Here is a 20,523-nt window from a genome sequence, read left to right as displayed (position 1 = left end):
ATGGACGTCGAGGGCACGAGCGGGCGGCGCGGCACGGGCCCGGTGGTGCCGTCGGCACCACCGGGAGTCCCCGTCCCACCGGGACCTCCGGCACAGCGGGGGGCGGGGGTGCCGCCGATGCCCAGGAGGGCACCGGAGAGTTCCTTGGAGACCTGGCTGCGCACGCCCCGGCACTCCGACGGCCCCGGGGTCTACGCGTACGGGCACGTCCCCAAGCCTCCGCAGGACCCGGAACGCGTGACGGACCGCAGGCTCGTGGGCGGGGCGATCGGGGCGCTGCTGTGCGGGCTGCTGGTGTGGTCCCTGGGCCGGGACGGCTACCTGCCCTTCATCATGTGGCCGTTGAAGTGGGTCATCCCAGCTTCATGGCTGCGGCCCGCTTCGCCGCAGGACGCCATGACCGCTTTCCGGGTCTCCTACCGCATCTACTTCGCGCTCTGCGCCGTCCTGTTGATCATCATCTGCGGCCACTTCGGCCGCTGGCGGGAGGTGTTGCGGCGGTACGTGGGGCCGCTCGTGCGGAAGGTGAGTACCGAGGAACCCACCCCGCAGGAGGAGGCGGTCGCCGCCGCGAGCGACCCCGTGGACTGGCCCGACCTGCGGGACGCCGGATACGGGGAAGTCGCCGCGCGGCTTGCCTCTGAGGCTCGGGGTGGGCGGATGAACGACGTGGACTTCGTGCGGCTGCACCGGGCCTGGCGGTTCGCGCTCGCCGAGCCGCGGCGGACGGACGCCTACGCGGACGCCGTCCTGCGGCAGGGCGCCGCCGCCTGGACGCATCCGTCCGGCGCCCGCGACCTGCCCGGCCGCTCCGCCCGCCACGACCTGTACACCGCCCAGGTCCGCATCGGTGCCGCCACCGACTCCGACCGCAATCCGTACCTCTACCGCGGCGCGGGCATGGCCCTGGACCCCGCGCTGCTGGGCACCTCGCTGCTGGCGGTCGGTCCGCCGGGGTCGGGCAAGACGCGGCACGTCGTGCGGCCGGTCGTGGAGTCGCTGTGCCTTCAGGCGCTGGCCGGGACCGCGGCCGTCGTCGCCGTGGGCTCCGCGGGGGCCGACCTGGGCCCGGCGGAGGCGTTCGACGTGGTGATCGCGCCCGGCGACCCGTCCTCCGGCTACGACCTGGACCTGTACGGCGGCGCCGACGACGCCGACGAGGCCGCGGCGCTGCTGGCCGCCGCCCTGCTGGACGGCTTCGAGGGTCCTGACGCCGACCCGCGCCGGGCGGCCACCGCGCTGAGCCAGGTGCTCGGGCCCTACCGGGCGGCCCACGGCCGGTTCCCCTCGGTCACCGAACTGCGGGAGCTGCTGGAGGGCGGGGCCGCCGCGATCGCCGCGCTGCGCGAGGCGCTGGACGCCGCGGGCGAGCACGGCTGGGTGCGCGAACTGGCCGCGCGGGAAAGGCAGTCGGGCCGCCGGGGTGACCTGGGCGAACTGCTCGCGGACCGGATCGCGCTGCTGGACCGGCCGGCGTTCGCCGGTTTCTTCGACGTGACGGGGCGCAGCAAGCCGTTCGCCCTCAACTCGCTGGAGCACCCGCTGCGGGTCCGGATCGACCTGCCGGAACGCGGTCACGCCGAGGCGTCGCGGATGCTGGCCCGGCTGCTGCTGGCGCAGTTCACCGCGGCGGCCACCGCGCGCCGGGACCGTTCGCTGTTCGCCTGCCTGGTGCTGGACGACGCGACGCACACCGTCACCGCGGACGCGGTACGGGCCCTGCAGCGGCTGCGGTCGGCGCACGCGGGAGCGGTGCTGTCGCTGCGGTCGCTGGACGACGTGCCGGAGGCGCTGCGCAGCGCGTTGCTGGGCGCGGCCGGGTGCCGGATCGCGTTGTCGGGCGTGACGACGTGGGACGGCAAGCGGTTCGCGGAGGCGTGGGGGACCACCTGGGTGGAGGAGTCCGACGTGACGCGGACCCCGGACTTCTCCGGCGGCCTCCTCAAGCGCACGGTGCGCGGCGTCCGCCGGGTCTTCACCGGTGAGGCGGCCACCACCGAGTCGGTGACGGTGCGGCGGGTCGAGCGGGAGCGCTGGTCGGCCTCCGACCTCGCGAACGCGGTTCCCCGGGGCCACGCGGTCGCGTCGCTGACCACGGTGGCCGGTGACAGCAGCCCGCCGGTGCTGATCGACCTCACCGGCTGACCGCGATACGCCCGTACGCACGCCCTGAGCTGCGGCGTGGTGGCGTGGGTGAGGCAGAATCGGAAGGGCTATGCCACCCACCCTCGCGTTTCTCGTGCGCACTCCCGCGCTCAAGCTCACCGTCCTGGCCGGAGGCGACCGGCTGGACGCGCCCGTGCGCTGGGTGCACACCAGTGAGCTGGACGACCCCGCGCCCTACCTGGAGGGCGGCGAGCTGCTGCTGACGACCGGGCTGAAGCTCGGCGACGAGCCGGACGCGTTGCGCGGCTACGTCCACCGGCTGGCCGACGCCGGGGTGGTCGGGCTGGGCTTCGGGGTGGGCCTGGGGCACGACACCGTGCCGGAGCCGTTGGTGTCGGCGGCCGAGGAGCGCGGGCTGCCGCTGCTGAGGGTGCCGCGGCCGACGCCGTTCATCGCGATCAGCAAGGCGGTGTCCGCCGCGATCGCCGCCGACCAGTACAAGGCGGTCACCACCTCGCTGGAGGCGCAGCGCGAGCTGACCCGCGCCGCGCTCGCCCCCGACGGCACGACCGCGCTGCTGGCCCGGCTCGCCGCGCACCTGGACGGCTGGGCGGCGCTGTACGACGCCTCCGGCGCGGTGGTCGCCGCGGCGCCCGAGTGGGCCGGGCGGCGGGCGGCCCGGCTGGCCGCCGAGACCGAGCGGCTGCGGGACCGCCCGGCACCCGCCAGCGCCGCCGTCGCGGGGCCCGGCGGGGACGACGACCGGGTGGAGATCCAGTCGCTGGGCACCGGCCGCAGGCCGCGCGGCTTCCTCGCGGTGGGCACCGGTGAGCGGCTGGAGACCTCGGCGCGTTACGTGGTGCACGCGGCGGTGGCGCTGCTGACGCTCTCCCTGGAGCAGTCGCGCACCCTCCAGGAGGCCGAACACCGCTTCGGCGCCGCCCTGTTGCGGATGCTGCTCGCCGGTGAGCCGGGGCACGCCCGGGACGTCGCCGGGAGCCGGTACGGCACGCTGCTGGAGCGGCCGGTGCGGCTGCTGGTCGCCGAGCCCGCCCGGGGCGCCGACGAGAGCGCGGTCGCCGCGCTCGCCGACCGCGCGGAGGCCGCCGCGCTGCGGGCCGCCGAGCCGCTGCTCGCGGTCACCGAGAACGGCCGCCTGACCGTGCTGGCCGCTGACGACGGCGCCGTGCTGCGGGACTGCGTCGCGGGTCTTGAGGGTGCCGAGGGGATCGCCGCCGGGCTGTCCGCCGCCGCGTCGGCCGAGGAGGTGCCGCGCGCCGCCGCGCAGGCGGAACGGGCCCTCGCGGTGGCCGGACGACGCGGCCGGGCGCTGGTCGGGCACGACGAGGTGGGCAGCGGTTCCGTGCTGCCGCTGCTGGGCGACGACGCGGTGCGGGCGTTCGCCGACGGGCTGCTGCGGCCGCTGCGGGAGCACGACGCGACCGCGCGCGGCGACCTCGTCGCGTCGCTGCGTGCCTGGCTGTCGCGGCACGGGCAGTGGGACGCCGCCGCGGCCGACCTGGGCGTCCACCGGCACACCCTGCGGTACCGGATGCGGCGGGTGGAGGAGATCCTCGGCCGGTCGCTGGACGACCCGGACGTGCGCATGGAGCTGTGGCTGGCGCTGAAGACCGCCGAGCAGGGGCCTGCCGTTTCGTAGCGTCGGCCGGGCCGGGCCGTACAGGGTGGACAAACACGAACGGCCCATCGCCCGCCTACCGTGGAGGCACTGACCGAGCAGCACGAAAGGCGGGGATCCGCTGTGACCTCCACGCGCGAAGCGGTACACGCGTTCTGGATCGCCGGACGGCAGGCGACCGGCGACAGCACGTTCGACGTCACCCATCCGTGGGATGGCACCGTCGTCGGCACCGTGAGCGTCCCCACCGACGAGCAGGTGGAGCAGGCGGTCGCCGCCGCGCACGCCGCCGTGGGCCCGTTCTCCGCCACCCCGGCGCACGTGCGCACCGCCGCGCTGGACCACGTCGCCAAGCGGCTCGCCGAGCGCACCGAGGAACTCGCCCGGCTGATCACCGCCGAGAACGGCAAGCCGATCAAGTGGGCGCGCGGCGAGGTCGGCCGCGCGGTCTCGGTCTTCCGCTGGGCCGCGGAGGAGGCCCGCCGCTTCAACAGCGGTGACGCGCAGCGCCTCGACACCGACGCCGGCGGCACCGGCCGCCTCGCGCTGACCCGCCGCTTCCCCAAGGGCGCGGTCCTGGGCATCGCCCCGTTCAACTTCCCGCTCAACCTCGTCGCCCACAAGGTCGCCCCGGCGATCGCGGTCGGCGCGCCGATCATCCTCAAGCCCGCGCCCGCCACCCCGCTGTCCGCGCTGCTGCTCGGCGAGATCCTGGCCGAGACCGAGCTGCCCGAAGGCTCCTGGAGCGTGCTGCCGGTCGCCAACGACCGCATGCCCGCGCTGGTCCAGGACGAGCGGCTGCCGGTCATCTCGTTCACCGGCTCCGACACCGTGGGCTTCGCCATCCAGCAGTCCGTGCCGCACAAGCACGTCACCCTGGAGCTCGGCGGCAACGCGGCGGCCGTGGTGCTCGCCGACTACGCGAGCGACGCGGACCTGGAGTGGGCGGCCACCCGCATCGCCACCTTCGCCAACTACCAGGCGGGCCAGTCGTGCATCTCGGTGCAGCGGGTCATCGCCGACGCGGCCGTCTACGACCGGCTGGTGGAGAAGGTCGTCGCCAAGGTCGGCGCGCAGGTCACCGGCGACCCGTCCGACGACGCCACCGACGTCGGCCCGCTGGTCAGCGAGGACGCCGCCAAGCGGGTGGAGTCCTGGGTCGACGACGCGGTGGACAGGGGCGCGACCCTGGTGACCGGCGGCAAGCGCGAGGGCGCCAGCTACGCCCCGACCGTCCTGGCCGACCTGCCCGGCGACGCGATCCTGGCGACCGCCGAGGTCTTCGGCCCGGTGCTCAGCCTGCACAAGGTGGACGGCACCGACGCGGCGTTCGCGGCCGTCAACGACTCCAAGTTCGGCCTCCAGGCAGGGGTGTTCACGCACGACGTGCAGGCCGCCTTCCGGGCGCACCGGGAGCTGGAGGTCGGCGGTGTGATCATCGGCGACGCGCCCTCCTACCGCGCCGACCAGATGCCGTACGGCGGCGTGAAGGCGTCCGGCACCGGGCGCGAGGGCGTCGCCTACGCGATGGCCGACTACACCTACGAGCGCGTCCTCGTCCTGACCGGCCTGGACCTCTAGCGGTCGACGGCGGCGGGTTTCTGAGCCACCCTCACAGGAGGAGGGCGCTCTGTGCGGGAGCGCCCTCCTCCGCCATGTCCGGGCCCGTACGCCCGCCGTCCGCCGGGGCCGCCCGGCGGCGGTCACTTCGCGCGGGAGCTGGTATGGACGCCGTTAACCGGGTAGATACGGTCGAGTAGTACCGATCGGTAGTACGGGCCGGCGGACCGTTTTCCGGCCGTGTGCCGCCGGTCGCGTCCCGTACGCCCACGACGCCGCGGCGAGGTGAGCCCTCATGTCCGCTCCAACCGCACGCAAGGTCTCCGAGCGCGAGGCACGGCAGGTCGCCGAGGAGGCCAGGGAACAGGACTGGCGCAAGCCCAGCTTCGCCAAGGAGCTGTTCCTCGGCCGCTTCCGGCTCGACCTGATCCACCCTCACCCCACCGGCGCCCCCGAGGACGTCCGGCGTGGCGAGGCGTTCCTGGCCACGCTGCGCGACTTCCTGGTCGAGGAGGTCGACGGGGCCCTGATCGAACGCGAGGCGCGCATCCCCGACGAGGTGATCGCCGGGCTGAAGCGGATCGGCGCGCTCGGCATGAAGATCGACACCAAATACGGCGGCCTCGGCCTCACCCAGGTGTACTACAACAAGGCGCTGGCGCTGGCCGGTTCGGCGAGCCCGGCGATCGGCGCGCTGCTGTCGGCGCACCAGTCGATCGGCGTACCGCAGCCGCTGAAGATGTTCGGCACCCAGGAGCAGAAGGACGCCTTCCTGCCGCGCTGCGCCACCACCGCCATCTCCGCGTTCCTGCTCACCGAGCCCGATGTCGGCTCCGACCCGGCGCGGCTCGCGACCACCGCGGTACGCGACGGCGACACCTACGTCCTGGACGGCGTGAAGCTGTGGACCACCAACGGGGTCGTCGCCGACCTGCTGGTCGTCATGGCCCGGGTGCCGAAGTCGGACGAGTCCAAGGGCGGCATCACGGCGTTCGTCGTCGAGGCGGACAGCCCCGGCATCACCGTCGAGAACCGCAACGCCTTCATGGGCCTGCGCGGCATCGAGAACGGCGTCACCCGCTTCCACCAGGTGCGCGTCCCGGCCGCCCACCGTGTCGGGCCCGAGGGCGCGGGCCTGAAGATCGCGCTGACCACGCTCAACACCGGGCGCCTGTCGCTGCCCGCGATGTGCGCCGGTGCGGGCAAGTGGTGCCTGAAGATCGCCCGTGAGTGGTCGGCGGCCCGTGAGCAGTGGGGCAGGCCGATCGCCCGGCACGAGGCGGTCGGCTCCAAGATCGCGTTCATCGCGGCCACCACCTTCGCGCTGGAGGCCGTCCTGGACCTGTCCAGCCAGATGGCCGACGAGGACCGCAACGACATCCGCATCGAAGCCGCCCTCGCCAAGCTCTACGGCAGCGAGATGGCCTGGAAGATGGCCGACGAACTCGTGCAGATCCGCGGCGGACGCGGCTTCGAGACCGCCGACTCGCTGGCGGCGCGCGGCGAGAAGCCGGTGCCCACCGAGCAGATGCTGCGCGATCTGCGCATCAACCGGATCTTCGAGGGCTCCAGCGAGATCATGCACCTGCTGATCGCCCGCGAGGCGGTCGACGCCCACCTGTCGGTCGCGGGCGACCTGATCGACCCCGACAAGTCGCTCGGCGACAAGGCGCGCGCCGGTGCGAAGGCCGGCGGCTTCTACGCCCGCTGGCTGCCGAAGCTGGTCGCCGGACCCGGCCAAGTCCCCACCTCGTACGGCGAGTTCGGGCCGCTCGCCGCCCACCTGCGGTACGTCGAACGCTGCGCGCGGCGGCTGGCGCGCTCCACGTTCTACGCCATGTCGCGCTGGCAGGGCCGGATGGAGACCAAGCAGGGCTTCCTGGGCCGGATCGTGGACATCGGCGCGGAGCTGTTCGCGATGAGCGCGGCGTGCGTACGGGCGCAGATGCTCGCGGGCACGGGCGCCGAGGGAGCGGACGGCGTGGCGGCACGCCAACTCGCCGACGTCTTCTGCCGCCAGGCGAGGATCCGCGTCGAGGAACTGTTCGACCGGCTGTGGACCAACACCGATACCGAGGACAACGCCCTGGTCAAGGCCGTGATGGCGGGCCGGATGCAGTGGCTGGAGGAGGGCATCGTGGACCCGTCGGGCGAGGGCCCGTGGATCGCGGACGCCACCCCGGGCCCGGCCACCAAGCCGGACGTCCACCGCACGATCCCCTGAGCCGCCGCGCCTGACCCGCCGGACCGGCGGCGCCCGCGTGCCTTCTCGCCTCGCGGGCGCTGTCGGACCGGCGCGGGGATGCGGCCACAATGGGTCCATGACCGACAGCCCCGCACCCCTCGCCGATCCGCATCTGCTCTACGAACCGCCGGGCGCCGGCGGCGACGGACCCCGCGACATCGTGATCCTCGGCTCGACCGGCTCCATCGGCACCCAGGCCATCGACGTGGTGCTGCGCAACCCCGACCGCTTCCGGGTGGTCGCGCTGTCGGCCGCGGGCGGGCGCGTCGCGCTGCTGGCCGAGCAGGCGCACCGGCTGGGCGTGCGGGCGGCGGGCGTCGCCGACCCCGCCGCGGTGCCCGCGCTGAAGGAGGCGCTCGGCGCGCTGTACGGGCCGGGCCGGGCGCTGCCGGAGATCCTCGCGGGCCCGGACGCGGCCACCGAGCTGGCCGGGCTGGAGTGCCACAGCGTGCTCAACGGCATCACCGGCTCCATCGGCCTCGCACCGACGCTCGCCGCCCTCACCGCGGGCCGGGTGCTGGTGCTGGCCAACAAGGAGTCGCTGATCGTCGGCGGGCCGCTGGTCAAGGCGGTCGCCAAGCCCGGCCAGATCGTGCCCGTCGACTCCGAGCATTCCGCGCTCTTCCAGGCGCTGTCCGGCGGCGCCCGCCGCGAGGTGCGCAAACTGCTGGTCACCGCTTCCGGCGGCCCGTTCCGCGGCCGCACCCGCGCCGAGCTGGCCGGGGTGACCCTGGCCGACGCGCTGGCCCACCCCACCTGGGACATGGGCCCGGTCGTCACCATCAACTCGGCGACGCTGGTCAACAAGGGCCTGGAGGTCATCGAGGCCCACCTGCTGTTCGACATCCCCTTCGACCGCATCGAGGTCGTCGTCCATCCGCAGTCCCACATCCACTCGATGGTGGAGTTCACCGACGGCTCCACGCTGGCCCAGGCGAGCCCGCCGGACATGCGGATGCCCATCGCGCTCGGCCTCGGCTGGCCGGACCGGGTGCCGGACGCCGCGCCCGCGTTCGACTGGAGCAAGGCGATGAGCTGGGAGTTCTTCCCGCTGGACGAGGAGGCGTTTCCGTCCGTGGGGCTCGCGGCGACGGTCGGGCGGCTCGGCGGGACCGCCCCCGCGGTCTTCAACGCGGCCAACGAGGAGTGCGTGGCGGCGTTCCGCTCCGGCGCGCTGCCCTTCACCGGGATCGTGGACACTGTGGCGGAGGTGGTGCGCGAACACGGCACCCCCCGCACGGGAACTTCTCCGACCCTCCAGGACGTCCTGGGAGCGGAGGAGTGGGCACGAGCCCGCGCCCGTGAACTGGCAAGTGCGGCGACAGCGGAGGCGCGCGTATGACGACCTTGATGACGGTCCTCGGCATAGTCGTCTTCGTCATCGGCCTGCTGATCTCGATCGCCTGGCACGAACTGGGCCACCTGTCGACGGCCAAGATGTTCGGCATCCGCGTCCCCCAGTACATGGTGGGCTTCGGGCCGACGGTCTGGTCGCGCAAGAAGGGCGACACCGAGTACGGGATCAAGGCGGTGCCGCTCGGCGGCTACATCCGCATGATCGGCATGTTCCCGCCCGGCGACGACGGCCGGATCTCCGCGCGCTCCACCTCGCCGTGGCGCGGCATGATCGAGGACGCCCGCTCGGCAGCGTTCGAGGAACTCCAGCCCGGTGACGAGACGCGGCTGTTCTACACGCGCAAGCCCTGGAAGCGCGTCATCGTGATGTTCGCCGGGCCGTTCATGAACCTCGTCCTGGCCGTGGCGCTCTTCCTCGGCGTGCTGATGGGCTTCGGCATCGCCTCGCAGACCACCACCGTCAGCAGCGTGTCCGACTGCGTGATCTCCCAGTCGGCGGCCAGTGCGGGCAAGTCCGCCTGCGCCAAGTCCGACCCGGCCTCCCCGGCGAAGCAGGCGGGCCTGAAGGCGGGCGACCGCATCACCGCCTTCGACGGGCTGCCGATCACCGACTGGAACACCCTCCAGGACGACATCCGCCGCACCACGGGCCCCGCCACCATCACGGTGGAACGCGCCGGGCGCAGCGTCGTCCTGCACGCCGACCTGATAAGGAACCAGGTCGCCAAGACCGACGGCAGCGGCGGCTACGTCCAGGGCCAGTACGTCTACGCGGGCTTCCTGGGCTTCACCCCGGCCACCGGCATCGTCCAGCAGGGCCTGGGCGACTCGTTCCAGCGCATGGGCGGCATGGTCGGCACCGCGGTGCAGTCCCTGGTCGACCTGCCCGAGCGGGTCCCGGCACTGTGGCGGTCCGCGTTCGACGGCGCGCCGCGGCAGCCCGACTCGCCGATGGGCGTGGTGGGCGCGGCCCGGGTCGGCGGTGACGTCTTCTCGCTGCACATCCCGCCGGAGCAGCGGATCGCGACGATGCTGATGCTGGTCGCGGGTTTCAACCTGTCGCTGTTCCTGTTCAACATGCTCCCGCTGCTGCCGCTGGACGGCGGCCACATCGCGGGCGCGCTGTGGGAGGCGTTCAAGCGGAACCTGGCGCGGGTCTTCCGCCGCCCCGACCCCGGACCGTTCGACGTGGCGAAGATGATGCCGGTCGCCTACGTGGTCGCCGGGATCTTCCTGTCCTTCACCGTGCTCGTCCTCATCGCGGACGTCGTCAACCCGGTGAAGATCACCTGATCGGCTCAGGCGAAGGACGGTACCGCGTGACGGCGCCGTGAACCGGCCGGGCACCCCCGGGTGTCCGGCCGGTGGCCCGCCCGCGGCGGCGCCGCGCTGATGTGCTCGCCGCCGCGCGGGTGCCGTAATCTCGTAAACCGGAACCCGTGGCCCGGACCCCGGTCCAGGGCGCTCGAACCACCCGCTCGAACACCACCTTGGGGATGCACCGCACATGACCGCGATCTCGCTCGGCATGCCGTCCGTTCCGCTGAAGCTCGCTGAGCGTCGTAAGAGCCGGAAGATCCAGGTGGGGTCGGTGGCGGTGGGCGGGGACGCTCCGGTGTCGGTGCAGTCGATGACGACGACGGTGACGGCCGACATCGGTGCGACGTTGCAGCAGATCGCGGAGCTTACGGCGTCGGGGTGCCAGATCGTACGGGTGGCGTGTCCGTCGCAGGACGACGCGGACGCGCTGGCGACGATCGCGCGGAAGTCGCAGATTCCGGTGATCGCGGACATTCATTTCCAGCCGAAGTACGTGTTCGCGGCGATCGACGCGGGGTGTGCGGCGGTGCGGGTGAATCCGGGGAACATCCGGCAGTTCGACGACAAGGTGAAGGAGATCGCGAAGGCGGCCTCCGACGCGGGTGTCCCGATCCGTATCGGGGTGAACGCGGGGTCGCTGGACAAGCGGCTGCTGGAGAAGTACGGCAAGGCCACCCCGGAGGCGCTGGTGGAGTCGGCGCTGTGGGAGTGCTCGCTGTTCGAGGAGCACGGTTTCCGGGACATCAAGATCTCGGTGAAGCACAACGACCCGGTCGTGATGGTCAACGCGTACCGGCTGCTGGCCGCGAAGTGCGATTACCCGTTGCACCTGGGGGTGACGGAGGCGGGTCCGGCGTTCCAGGGCACGATCAAGTCGGCCGTGGCGTTCGGCGCGTTGCTGTCGGAGGGAATCGGGGACACGATCCGGGTCTCGCTGTCGGCGCCGCCGGCGGAGGAGGTCAAGGTCGGTATCCAGATCCTGGAGTCGCTCAACCTGCGCCAGCGCCGGCTGGAGATCGTCTCCTGCCCCTCCTGCGGTCGTGCGCAGGTCGACGTCTACAAGCTGGCCGACCAGGTCACCGCGGGCCTGGAGGGCATGGAGGTCCCGCTGCGCGTCGCGGTGATGGGCTGCGTCGTCAACGGCCCGGGCGAGGCCCGCGAGGCGGACCTCGGCGTCGCCTCGGGCAACGGCAAGGGGCAGATCTTCGTCAAGGGCGAGGTCATCAAGACCGTGCCGGAGTCGAAGATCGTGGAGACCCTGATCGAGGAAGCCCTCAAGATCGCCGAGCAGATGGAGGCCGACGGCCAGGCCTCCGGCGAGCCCACGGTCAGCGTTTCCTGACACAGGCCTGCCCACGGTCAGCGTCTCCTGGCCCCAGGCCCGCTCACCGTCCGGGTCTCCTGGCCCCGGCCCGCCCGCCGGCGGCTTCCGCCGCACCCACGTCGTCTCCGCCCGTACCCGGTGTTCCATCGCTGCGCCCGGGGCGGCGGCGCGGGGTACAGTGCGGTGACCAGCAGCCCGCTGCGGGCCCGTACCGGTGAGGCGCCCTACGTGTTGACGACGACCACGACCAAGGTCCTGGAACCCTCCGACCTGGATGCCGCGCTCACCGTGCTCGACCGCGACCCGGTCGCCAACGCCTTCGTCGCCGCGCGCGTCCGGATCGCCGGACTCGACCCGTGGCGGCTCGGCGGCGAGATGTGGGGCTGGTACAGCGGCGGACGGCTGGAGTCGCTCTGCTACGCGGGCGCCAACCTCGTCCCCCTCTGCGCCACCCCGGCCGCGGTACGCGCCTTCGCCGACCGGGCCCGGCGGGCCGGCCGCCGCTGCTCGTCCATCGTCGGGCCCGCCGAGTCCACCGCCGCCCTGTGGGCGCTGCTGGAGCCGAGCTGGGGCCCGGCCCGCGAGGTGCGCGCCCGCCAGCCGCTGATGGTCACCCGGTCGCTGCCCGCCGACGTCGTGCCCGACCCCGGGGTGCGGCGGGTCCACCGGGACGAGATGGACGTGATCATGCCGGCCTGCGTGGCGATGTTCACCGAGGAGGTCGGCGTCTCGCCGCTCGCCGGGGACGGCGGGCTGCTCTACCAGGCCCGGGTCGCCGAACTCGTCTCCACCGGGCGGTCGTTCGCCCGCATCGAGGACGGCCGGGTGGTCTTCAAGGCCGAGATCGGCGCCGCCACCGCGCACGCCTGCCAGATCCAGGGCGTCTGGGTCGCGCCCGAACACCGCGGCCGCGGCCTGTCCAAGACCGGCATGGCCGCCGTGCTCCACTACGCGCTGCGCGACATCGCCCCCGTCGCCAGCCTCTACGTCAACGACTTCAACGCCGCCGCGAGGGCCGCCTACCGCGCGGTGGGCTTCGCGGAGGTCGGCGCGTTCATGAGCGTCCTGTTCTGAACGCCCCCGGCACGCCTGCCGCATCCCTTCGTACGCGCCCGCCGTCGCCGGCCGCTCGAACGTGAACGCGCTGTTCAGCGACGGCGGTCCGGCTAGTAGTGTCCCCGCATGGATGACGTGCTGGTGGGGCCGCTCGACCTGGCGGAACGGGTCGACGAGGCGCTCGCCGTTCAGGCCCTCGCGTTCGGGCTGAACGACGAGGAGATCGCGGTCCGCACCCAGATCGTGCTGCGCCACCTCACCCAGCCCGGCGTGCGCGCCCTGGGCGCCACCACCGCGGGCGGCAGGCTCGTCGGCTTCGGCTACGGCATGCCCAACGACCGTGCCCACTGGTGGTCCACCGTCGTCGAGCCCTACCTGCGCCGCACCGGCACCGCCGACTGGCTGGACGACTCCTTCGTGGTCGTCGAACTCCACGTCCTCCCCGCCCATCAGGGCAAGGGCGTCGGCCGCCGCCTGATCACCGGCCTGACCGCACCCGTGCCCCAGCCCCGCAGCATCCTGTCCGCGCTCGACCTCGACAGCCCCGCCCGGCGCTTCTACCGCGGCCTGGGCTACACCGACCTCGCGCACCCCGTGCACTTCCCCAGCGCCCCCGTCCCGTACACGGTGATGGGCGCCCCGCTGCCGTTGCGCGGGACCGGCGCCGGGTAGCGGCCCGCCGCGGGCCACCGGTTCGCGAAACGCGTTTCTGACCGGGGCGTCCCGCTCGGTATCCTCACGTCGTCCACCCGCACCCCGCCGTGACGACGTACCGGAGAACCCCCATGGTCCAGCGCATGTCCCGAATGCTCCTCAAGACACTGCGCGACGCACCGGCCGACGCCGAGACCGCCAGCCACAAGCTGCTGGTGCGCGCCGGTTACGTCCGCCGCACCTCGGCGGGCGTGTGGACCTGGCTGCCGCTCGGCAAGCGGGTGCTGGAGAACGTGACGCGGATCGTCCGCGAGGAGATGGACGCGATCGGCGGCCAGGAAGTGCTGCTGCCCGCGCTGCTGCCGCGCGAGCCGTACGAGGTCACCGGCCGGGCCGGGGAGTACGGCGACCTGCTCTTCCAGCTCAAGGACCGCAAGGGCGCCGACTACGTGCTCGGCCCCACCCACGAGGAGATCTTCACCCAGGTCGTCAAGGACCAGGCCACCTCGTACAAGGACCTGCCGGTCATCCTGTACCAGATCCAGACCAAGTACCGGGACGAGGCCCGCCCGCGCTCCGGCGTGCTGCGCGGCCGCGAGTTCCAGATGAAGGACGCCTACTCCTTCGACACCACCGACGAGGGCCTGGCCGAGTCCTACCGCCTGCACCGCGAGGCGTACATCAAGATCTTCACCCGGCTCGGCTTCGACTACCGCGTCGTCTCGGCCGTCTCCGGCGCGATGGGCGGCTCGGCGTCGGAGGAGTTCCTCGCCCCGGCCGCCGCCGGTGAGGACACCTTCGTGGACTGCCCGAAGTGCGACTACGCGGCCAACACCGAGGCGGTCACCACCGTGGTGCCGGCCGCCGACGCCGCCGCGCACGGGCCGCTGGAGCTGCTGGACACCCCCGACACCCCGACCATCGAGACGCTCGCCGCGCACCTCGGTGTCCCGGCCTCCGCCACCCTGAAGAACCTGCTGGTCAAGGTGGACGGCGAGATCACCGGCGTGGGCGTGCCCGGCGACCGTGAGGTGGACCTCGGCAAGCTCGCCGAGCACCTGGCGCCCGCCGAGGTGGAGCTGGTCACCGCCGAGGACTTCGAGGGCCGCCCCGACCTGGTACGCGGCTACGTCGGCCCGCAGAACCGCGCGTTCCCCTACATCGCCGACCCGCGCGTCGCCCCCGGCACCGCCTGGATCACCGGCGCCAACGAGTCCGGCAAGCACGCCCGCGACGTGGTGTGCGGCCGCGACTTCGAGGTCGACCGCTACCTGGACGTGGTCGTCGTCGAGCCGGGCGACCCCTGCCCGGAGTGCGGCGCGGGCCTGGAGATCGGCCGCGCGATCGAGATCGGCCACATCTTCCAGCTCGGCCGCAAGTACGCCGACGCCTTCCAGCTCGACGTCCTCGGCCAGAACGGCAAGCCGGTGCGCGTCACCATGGGTTCGTACGGCATCGGCGTCTCGCGGGCGGTCGCCGCGCTGGCCGAGCAGACCGCGGACGAGCAGGGCCTGTGCTGGCCGCGCGAGGTCGCCCCGGCCGACGTGCACGTGGTCGCCGCGGGCAAGGCGGCGCAGACCGAACTGGCGCTGGAGATCGCCGACCGGCTGCACGCGGCGGGCGTACGCGTCCTGGTGGACGACCGCGCGGGCGTGTCGCCGGGCGTGAAGTTCACCGACGCCGAGCTGATCGGGGTGCCGACGATCCTGGTGGCCGGCCGCCGCGCGGGCGAGGGCGTCGTCGAGCTGAAGGACCGGCGCACCGGCGAACGCGAGGAGCTGACCGTCGACAAGGCGCTGGCCCGGCTGACGGCGTGACGCCACGCGTCTGACAGCGGACGGCGGGCGGGGCGACCGGAGGACGGGCGCCCCGCCCGCCGCCGTCCGTCCGCCGTCACAGCCAGGCCGCGAACTCCAGCAGCAGTTCCCCGTCACCGCGCGCGCCCACCGACAGTGCCCACGCGCCCGCCTCCACCGCGCGGAAGAGCGCCCACCCGCGCAGCCGTTCGCGGTCCAGGTCCAGCGCGTCGGCGAGCCGGTTGACCCGGCGCCGGGTGGCCGCCTGGGCGGCGGGGGAGGCGGCCAGCGTCTCCAGCCGGTCGCGCACCAGCCACGCCAGGTCGTACGCGGGCTCGCCCACCAGCGGCTTCGGGTCGATCGCCAGCCACGGCATGCGGCTCCCGGACAGCACGTTGCCCTGGTGGAAGTCGCCGTGCAGCAGCACCGGTTCCGGCGCGTCGGCGACCAGCCGCTCGCGCAGCGCCAGCGCCTCGTCCACCAGCGCGTCCAGCTGCGGGGCGCGCCGGGAGGCCAGCGCCTCGGCGAGCACGGCGGTGCGGTCGGCGAGCGAGGTGAAGGCGTGACCGGCGGCGGGCGGCACCCACAGCCTGCGCACCACCTCCGCCGCCTCCAGCATGGCCTTCGCCTCCGGCAGCGAACGCAGTGAGACGTCGCCGCCTAGACGTTCCAGCAGCATCACGCCTCGTTCCGGATCGGCGCGCAGCAGCCGCGCCGCGCCCCGGCCGTCCCAGTGCGCCAGCGCCGCGTGCTCCTCGCGGGTCTCCTCGGTCACCATGCCGAGCTTCAGCGCCGCGGGCGTGCCGTCCTCGGCCCTGACCAGGACGACCATGCTGATGTTGCCGCCGGGCTGCTGCACCCGCTCCGGCGTCAGCCGCCAGCGCTCCAGGTACTCCCGCGCCAGGCCGGGCAGCGCGGCCAGCCACTCCCGGCCCGCCTCGCCCTCCCAGGCGGCGACGGTACGGGCCAGCCGCTGCGGCGGTTCCAGCCGTACGCGCGGTGCCGAGGCCATCGCGGGGTCCCTTCGGCGGTCGGGGGTCACAGGGCGTCGGACGCCGGGGTGCCGGAACCGGACGCCGGCGCGGCGGGCGCGCCCGAGGCGGTCGGCGTGCCGTCCGCCGCCCGCTCCGGCAGCCCGGGGAAGGCCGCGCACGATCCGCGCCAGCGCACCGCGCGCACGGCCGCGTCCGCCAGGTCCGCCGCCGCGTCGGCCCGCAGGGCACCGGAGGCGGCGGCCACCAGGTCCGCGTAGGCGTCCGCGACCCGGTCCTCCAGCACCGCCGCGAGCCGGACCGCGGCCGCGGCGTCGGTCACCGGGAACGGCAGCGCGTAGGCGGCGTCGGCGGCCACCGGGGTCGCACCCAGGCCGCGCACTGCCCGGGCCATCGCGTCGCGGCGTGCCCGGTGGGCGGCGTAGGCGGCCTGGGCGTCGGCGCGCTGGCCGTCGTCGACCCGGGCGCCGACCACACCGTAGCCGTAGACCGCGGCGTGCTCGGCGGCCAGCGCGGCCTGCGCGGCGACGACCAGCGGGGACGCCGGGGACGAGGCCGCAGGGGAACTCGGTGAAGCGGACGCGGTCATCTCACGCACCTCCGCGCAGCAGCAGCGCGTGGCACGTCCCGGCCGCCGCGACCGAGGCCAGCAGCCGGGCCAGCGCGGGCGAGGCGTCCCGCAGCGCCGTGGTCCTGGTCGCCGCCGTGCGCTGCTCGGCGTCCGCGAGGGCCTTGAGCGCCGTGCCCTGGTCGGACGGCACGGCGGGCGTGCCGGAGGCGGTCGGGGAGGCGGACGCCGGTGTGGAGCGCGCGGGGGAGGACGTGCCGGCCGGGGAGGGCGCGCCAGGGGACGGAGTGCCCGTGCCGGACGGGGCGAACGCCTGCTGATGCGCGGCGACCTGGGCGCGCAACGGCCGCAGGCGGGCGGCGAGCGCCGGGTGCGCGGCGATCGTGGCGTCGTACCGTGCCAGCAGCGCCGCGCAGTCCCCGGCGGCCCGGACGCGACCGCGGTCCTCCGCGTCGGCGGCGGCGACCGCGCGGGGGTCCTGCGCGGGCACGGCGTCGGCGCACCCGGTGGCCAGCGCGGCCAGGGGCAGGCCGACACCCCCGGCGAGTACGGCTCGTCTGCGCGGCCCGCGCGCGAGCGGCGGCGTCATCTGGGGCGGCACGTTCGGCACGTTCCTCGTTTCCCGGTTTCCCGCTCGTCGGACGGCGCCGGCCGGATCACGGCCGGCGGACGGCTTCGGCAGCCTACCTGCGGTGATCGGAAGGGACCGAGGCCACCCTTGGGGCTGCGCCGAATCGTCAGCCGGGTGCCGGAACCGATAGGCTCATGCCCGACACGCGACGAACCACAACAGCACACGCGGCCGAGGAGTCACCCGGATGAGCACCACCCAGAGCGACAGGCTGCGAGGGTTGCTGGAGCCGCTCGCCACCGCCGCCGGACTGGACCTGGAGGAGGTCGCGGTCACCCCGGCGGGCAAGCGCCGGGTCCTGCGTGTCGTGGTGGACAGCGACGAGGGCGTCCAGCTGGACGCGGTCGCCCGGCTGAGCCGATCGATCTCCGAGGCGCTCGACGCCTCCGACGTGATGGGCGGAGCCCCGTACGTCCTGGAGGTCGGCTCCCCGGGCACCGACCGCCCACTCACCGAGCCGAGGCACTTCGCCCGCAACCGCGGCCGCCTGGTCAAGGTGCGGCTGGCCGACGGCGGCGAACTCGTCGCGCGGATCGTCGAGGTGGACGACGAGGGCATGGACGTCGAGGTCCCCGGGGTGAAGGGCCGCAAGCCGACCTCCCGCAGGCTGGCGTTCGCCGAGATCGCCAAGGCCCGGGTCGAGGTCGAGTTCAACCGCAAGGACCGCGACGGCGACGACGCCCTGGACGACGACGCGGTCGGCGACGGCACCGAAGACGAGCACGACGAGCACGAGTACGACGAGCACGACGACGCGGACACGTCCTCCGCCGAGATCACCGAGAGCCCCGAGGAGGCGTAGCCGTGGATATCGACATGAGTGCCCTGCGGGGTCTGGTACGGGAGAAGGAGATCTCCTTCGACCTGCTGGTCGAGGCGATCGAGTCCGCCCTGCTGATCGCCTACCACCGCGAGCCCGGCAGCCGCCGGGACGCCCGCGTGGAGCTGAACCGCTCCACCGGTCACGTCACGGTGTGGGCCAAGGAGGAGGCCGACGAGGCCGCCGAGGGCGACGCGCCCCGCGAGTTCGACGACACGCCCTCCGGCTTCGGCCGGATCGCGGCGACCACCGCCAAGCAGGTGATCCTCCAGCGGCTGCGGGACGCCGAGGAGGAGATCACCTTCGGCGAGTACGCCGGGCGGGAGGGCGACATCGTCGCCGGTGTGGTCCAGCAGGGCAGCGACCCGCGCAACATCCTGGTCGACATCGGCAAGCTGGAGGCCATCCTGCCCCCGCAGGAGCAGGTCCCCGGCGAGGACTACAAGCACGGCACCCGGCTGCGCACCTACGTGGTGCGCGTCGTCAAGGGCGTGCGCGGTCCGTCCGTCACCCTCTCGCGCACCCACCCGAACCTGGTGAAGAAGCTCTTCGCCCTGGAGGTGCCGGAGATCGCGGACGGGTCGGTGGAGATCGAGGCGATCGCCCGCGAGGCCGGTCACCGCACCAAGATCGCGGTCCGCTCGACCCGCCAGGGCCTGAACGCCAAGGGCGCCTGCATCGGCCCGATGGGCGCCCGGGTGCGCGCGGTGATGGCCGAGCTGAACGGCGAGAAGATCGACATCGTCGACTGGTCGGACGACCCGGCGCAGATGGTGGCGAACGCGCTGTCGCCCGCCCGGGTGACCAAGGTGGAGGTCGTCGACCTCGCCGCCCGGTCGGCGCGGGTCACCGTCCCCGACTACCAGCTGTCGCTGGCGATCGGCAAGGAGGGGCAGAACGCCCGCCTGGCCGCGCGCCTCACCGGCTGGCGGATCGACATCAGGCCGGACACCGAGCCGGAGCAGGACGCGTCGGCGACCGACGAGGCGTAGTCCGTACGGGGCCGTGGTCCGAGCGGGCTCGTCGTCCGTACGGGCCCGTGGTCCGTGCGGTTCGCGGGCCCGTCCGGGGCGTGGTCAACAACGCGATACCGAACAGCCGAGCGCAAACCAACCCGAAGGGGTGGGGTTGGCGCGGGGAGGTAGACTTAACAGTGTCTGGCCGGACGTGCGCCCGGGCATGCCCTGAGCGAACCTGCGTGGGCTGCCGGAAGCGGGCGGCCAAGGACGATCTGCTGCGCATCGCGGTGATCGGAGACGAGTGCGTCCCCGATCCGCGCGGTACGCTGCCCGGCCGGGGCGCGTATCTGCACCCCGACAAGGCGTGTTACGAACAGGCGGTCCGCCGCCGCGCGTTCCCCAGGGCCTACCGCGCCCGGGGTCCGTTCGGGACGGCGCGGCTGGAGGAGTGTTTCGGACCCACCGGGTCCGGGACATGAGCGGTACGCGGCACCGCGCAAGGCGGTACGCGGCAGGCAGTACGCAAGTGAACGGCACGGAGACACCGTGCGGTCAGGTACCTCGCGAGTCGGAAGTAGGTCGAGATTGCGATGAGCACTCGATGAGTACGCGATGAGTACGCCCATGAAGTAGCGACGGTCCGGCGGACGACCACCCCGGACCTAGAAGGAGCGAAGTGGCTAAGGTCCGGGTATACGAACTCGCCAAGGAGATGGGAGTCGAGAGCAAGGTCGTCATGGCCAAGCTCCAGGAACTCGGCGAATTCGTCCGTTCGGCGTCCTCGACGATCGAGGCGCCGGTTGTCCGCAAGTTGACAGACGCCTTGCAGACCGGTGGCGGCGGTTCCGCCTCCGGTGCTGCCAAGCCCTCGGCGCCGCGCAAGCAGGCGCCCACCAAGCCGTCCGCGCCCACCCCGGGTGCGACGGCCCGTCCGGCTGCCCCGAAGCCGGCACCCCGTCCCGCCGCGTCCGCCCCCGCGCAGGCGCCGTCCCCGGCGGCCCCCGCCTCCGGTGGCGCCGCTCCGGGCCCGCGCCCCGCGCAGCCCGGCCCCCGGCCCGGCCCGAAGCCCGCGCCCGCACAGCCCGCGCCGGCCGCGGAGTTCTCCTCCCCGGCCGCGAGCGCGCCGTCCCCGGCGGCTCCGGCGCAGTCCGGCCCCCGTCCCGGTGCCACTCCCGGCCCGCGCCCCGCGCAGCGTCCGGGGCCCGGCCAGCGTGACGGCGGCCAGCGTGACGGCGGCCAGGGCCGCGGCGGCGCGCCGCGTCCCGGCGGCGAGCGTGCCCCGCGTCCGGGCGGCGGCGCGCCGCGTCCGGCCGGTCCGCGTCCCGGCAACAACCCCTTCACCTCGTCCGGTTCCACCGGCATGCCGCGTCCGCAGGCTCCGGGCGGCCCCCGTCCCGGCGGCGCGCCGCGCCCCGGTGGCCAGGGCGGTCCCGGTGGCGGCGGCCCGCGTCCGCAGGGCGCGCCGCGTCCCGGCGGTGCCCAGGGCGGCCCGCGGCC

17 protein-coding genes are annotated in these 20,523 nt (G+C 74.0%); 14 read left to right on the top strand and 3 right to left on the bottom strand.

Annotation, left to right across the window (positions count from 1 at the left end; all coding sequences use genetic code 11):
• From K7472_RS29225 to K7472_RS29180, 10 genes are all read left to right on the top strand, one after another.
• Positions 1–2,145 (top strand): type IV secretory system conjugative DNA transfer family protein, encoded by a 2,145-nt coding sequence (locus K7472_RS29225; protein WP_222981720.1) that lies wholly within the window; start codon positions 1–3, stop codon positions 2,143–2,145.
• Between the two features lie 70 nt (positions 2,146–2,215).
• Complete coding sequence (locus K7472_RS29220; RefSeq protein ID WP_222981718.1) at positions 2,216–3,766, top strand: PucR family transcriptional regulator; 1,551 nt, start codon at positions 2,216–2,218, stop codon at positions 3,764–3,766.
• A gap of 102 nt (positions 3,767–3,868) precedes the next feature.
• Positions 3,869–5,326 (top strand): aldehyde dehydrogenase family protein, encoded by a 1,458-nt coding sequence (locus K7472_RS29215; protein WP_222981716.1) that lies wholly within the window; start codon positions 3,869–3,871, stop codon positions 5,324–5,326.
• Between the two features lie 274 nt (positions 5,327–5,600).
• Positions 5,601–7,529 (top strand): acyl-CoA dehydrogenase family protein, encoded by a 1,929-nt coding sequence (locus K7472_RS29210; RefSeq protein WP_222981714.1) that lies wholly within the window; start codon positions 5,601–5,603, stop codon positions 7,527–7,529.
• A 97-nt stretch (positions 7,530–7,626) separates the two neighbouring features.
• Positions 7,627–8,892 (top strand): 1-deoxy-D-xylulose-5-phosphate reductoisomerase, encoded by a 1,266-nt coding sequence (gene dxr, locus K7472_RS29205; protein WP_222981712.1) that lies wholly within the window; start codon positions 7,627–7,629, stop codon positions 8,890–8,892.
• Complete coding sequence (locus K7472_RS29200) at positions 8,889–10,199, top strand: M50 family metallopeptidase (protein WP_222981710.1); 1,311 nt, start codon at positions 8,889–8,891, stop codon at positions 10,197–10,199. Before dxr ends, K7472_RS29200 begins: the two co-directional genes overlap by 4 nt.
• 214 nt (positions 10,200–10,413) lie before the next feature.
• Positions 10,414–11,568, top strand: coding sequence for a flavodoxin-dependent (E)-4-hydroxy-3-methylbut-2-enyl-diphosphate synthase (ispG, locus tag K7472_RS29195; protein ID WP_222981708.1), 1,155 nt, complete (start codon positions 10,414–10,416; stop codon positions 11,566–11,568).
• A 210-nt stretch (positions 11,569–11,778) separates the two neighbouring features.
• The gene (locus K7472_RS29190) at positions 11,779–12,624 is read left to right on the top strand and encodes a GNAT family N-acetyltransferase (RefSeq protein WP_222981776.1); all 846 of its coding nucleotides are present in this window, start codon (positions 11,779–11,781) and stop codon (positions 12,622–12,624) included.
• Positions 12,625–12,732: 108 nt separating this feature from the next.
• Positions 12,733–13,278 (top strand): GNAT family N-acetyltransferase, encoded by a 546-nt coding sequence (locus K7472_RS29185; RefSeq protein ID WP_222981706.1) that lies wholly within the window; start codon positions 12,733–12,735, stop codon positions 13,276–13,278.
• A gap of 113 nt (positions 13,279–13,391) precedes the next feature.
• Complete coding sequence (locus K7472_RS29180) at positions 13,392–15,077, top strand: proline--tRNA ligase (RefSeq protein ID WP_222981704.1); 1,686 nt, start codon at positions 13,392–13,394, stop codon at positions 15,075–15,077.
• A 76-nt stretch (positions 15,078–15,153) separates the two neighbouring features.
• Here K7472_RS29180 and K7472_RS29175 read toward each other — a convergent pair whose 3' ends face one another.
• From K7472_RS29175 to K7472_RS29165, 3 genes are read right to left on the bottom strand one after another with little or no spacing between them, the layout of a single operon-like run.
• Positions 15,154–16,068 (bottom strand): aminoglycoside phosphotransferase family protein, encoded by a 915-nt coding sequence (locus K7472_RS29175; RefSeq protein ID WP_222981701.1) that lies wholly within the window; start codon positions 16,066–16,068, stop codon positions 15,154–15,156.
• A 26-nt stretch (positions 16,069–16,094) separates the two neighbouring features.
• Positions 16,095–16,637 (bottom strand): DUF4439 domain-containing protein, encoded by a 543-nt coding sequence (locus K7472_RS29170; RefSeq protein ID WP_222981700.1) that lies wholly within the window; start codon positions 16,635–16,637, stop codon positions 16,095–16,097.
• Position 16,638: 1 nt separating this feature from the next.
• Complete coding sequence (locus K7472_RS29165; RefSeq protein ID WP_308014137.1) at positions 16,639–17,217, bottom strand: hypothetical protein; 579 nt, start codon at positions 17,215–17,217, stop codon at positions 16,639–16,641.
• A gap of 217 nt (positions 17,218–17,434) precedes the next feature.
• Here K7472_RS29165 and rimP point away from each other — a divergent pair, with 217 nt between their 5' ends.
• From rimP to K7472_RS29145, 4 genes are all read left to right on the top strand, one after another.
• Positions 17,435–18,049: a ribosome maturation factor RimP gene (rimP, locus tag K7472_RS29160; RefSeq protein WP_222981699.1), complete on the top strand. Its 615-nt coding sequence runs from the start codon at positions 17,435–17,437 to the stop codon at positions 18,047–18,049.
• A 2-nt stretch (positions 18,050–18,051) separates the two neighbouring features.
• The gene (gene nusA, locus K7472_RS29155; RefSeq protein ID WP_222981698.1) at positions 18,052–19,059 is read left to right on the top strand and encodes a transcription termination factor NusA; all 1,008 of its coding nucleotides are present in this window, start codon (positions 18,052–18,054) and stop codon (positions 19,057–19,059) included.
• Between the two features lie 161 nt (positions 19,060–19,220).
• Entirely contained in the window at positions 19,221–19,505 is a 285-nt protein-coding gene (locus tag K7472_RS29150) for a YlxR family protein (protein ID WP_222981697.1), read from the top strand.
• Positions 19,506–19,702: 197 nt separating this feature from the next.
• A partial coding sequence (locus K7472_RS29145; protein WP_222981696.1) for a translation initiation factor IF-2 N-terminal domain-containing protein occupies positions 19,703–20,523 on the top strand: 821 nt, incomplete at its 3' end.

The organism is Streptantibioticus parmotrematis (assembly GCF_019890615.1).
GTDB lineage: Bacteria > Actinomycetota > Actinomycetes > Streptomycetales > Streptomycetaceae > Streptantibioticus_D > Streptantibioticus_D parmotrematis.
This window is presented reverse-complemented; position numbering and strand designations above follow the sequence as displayed.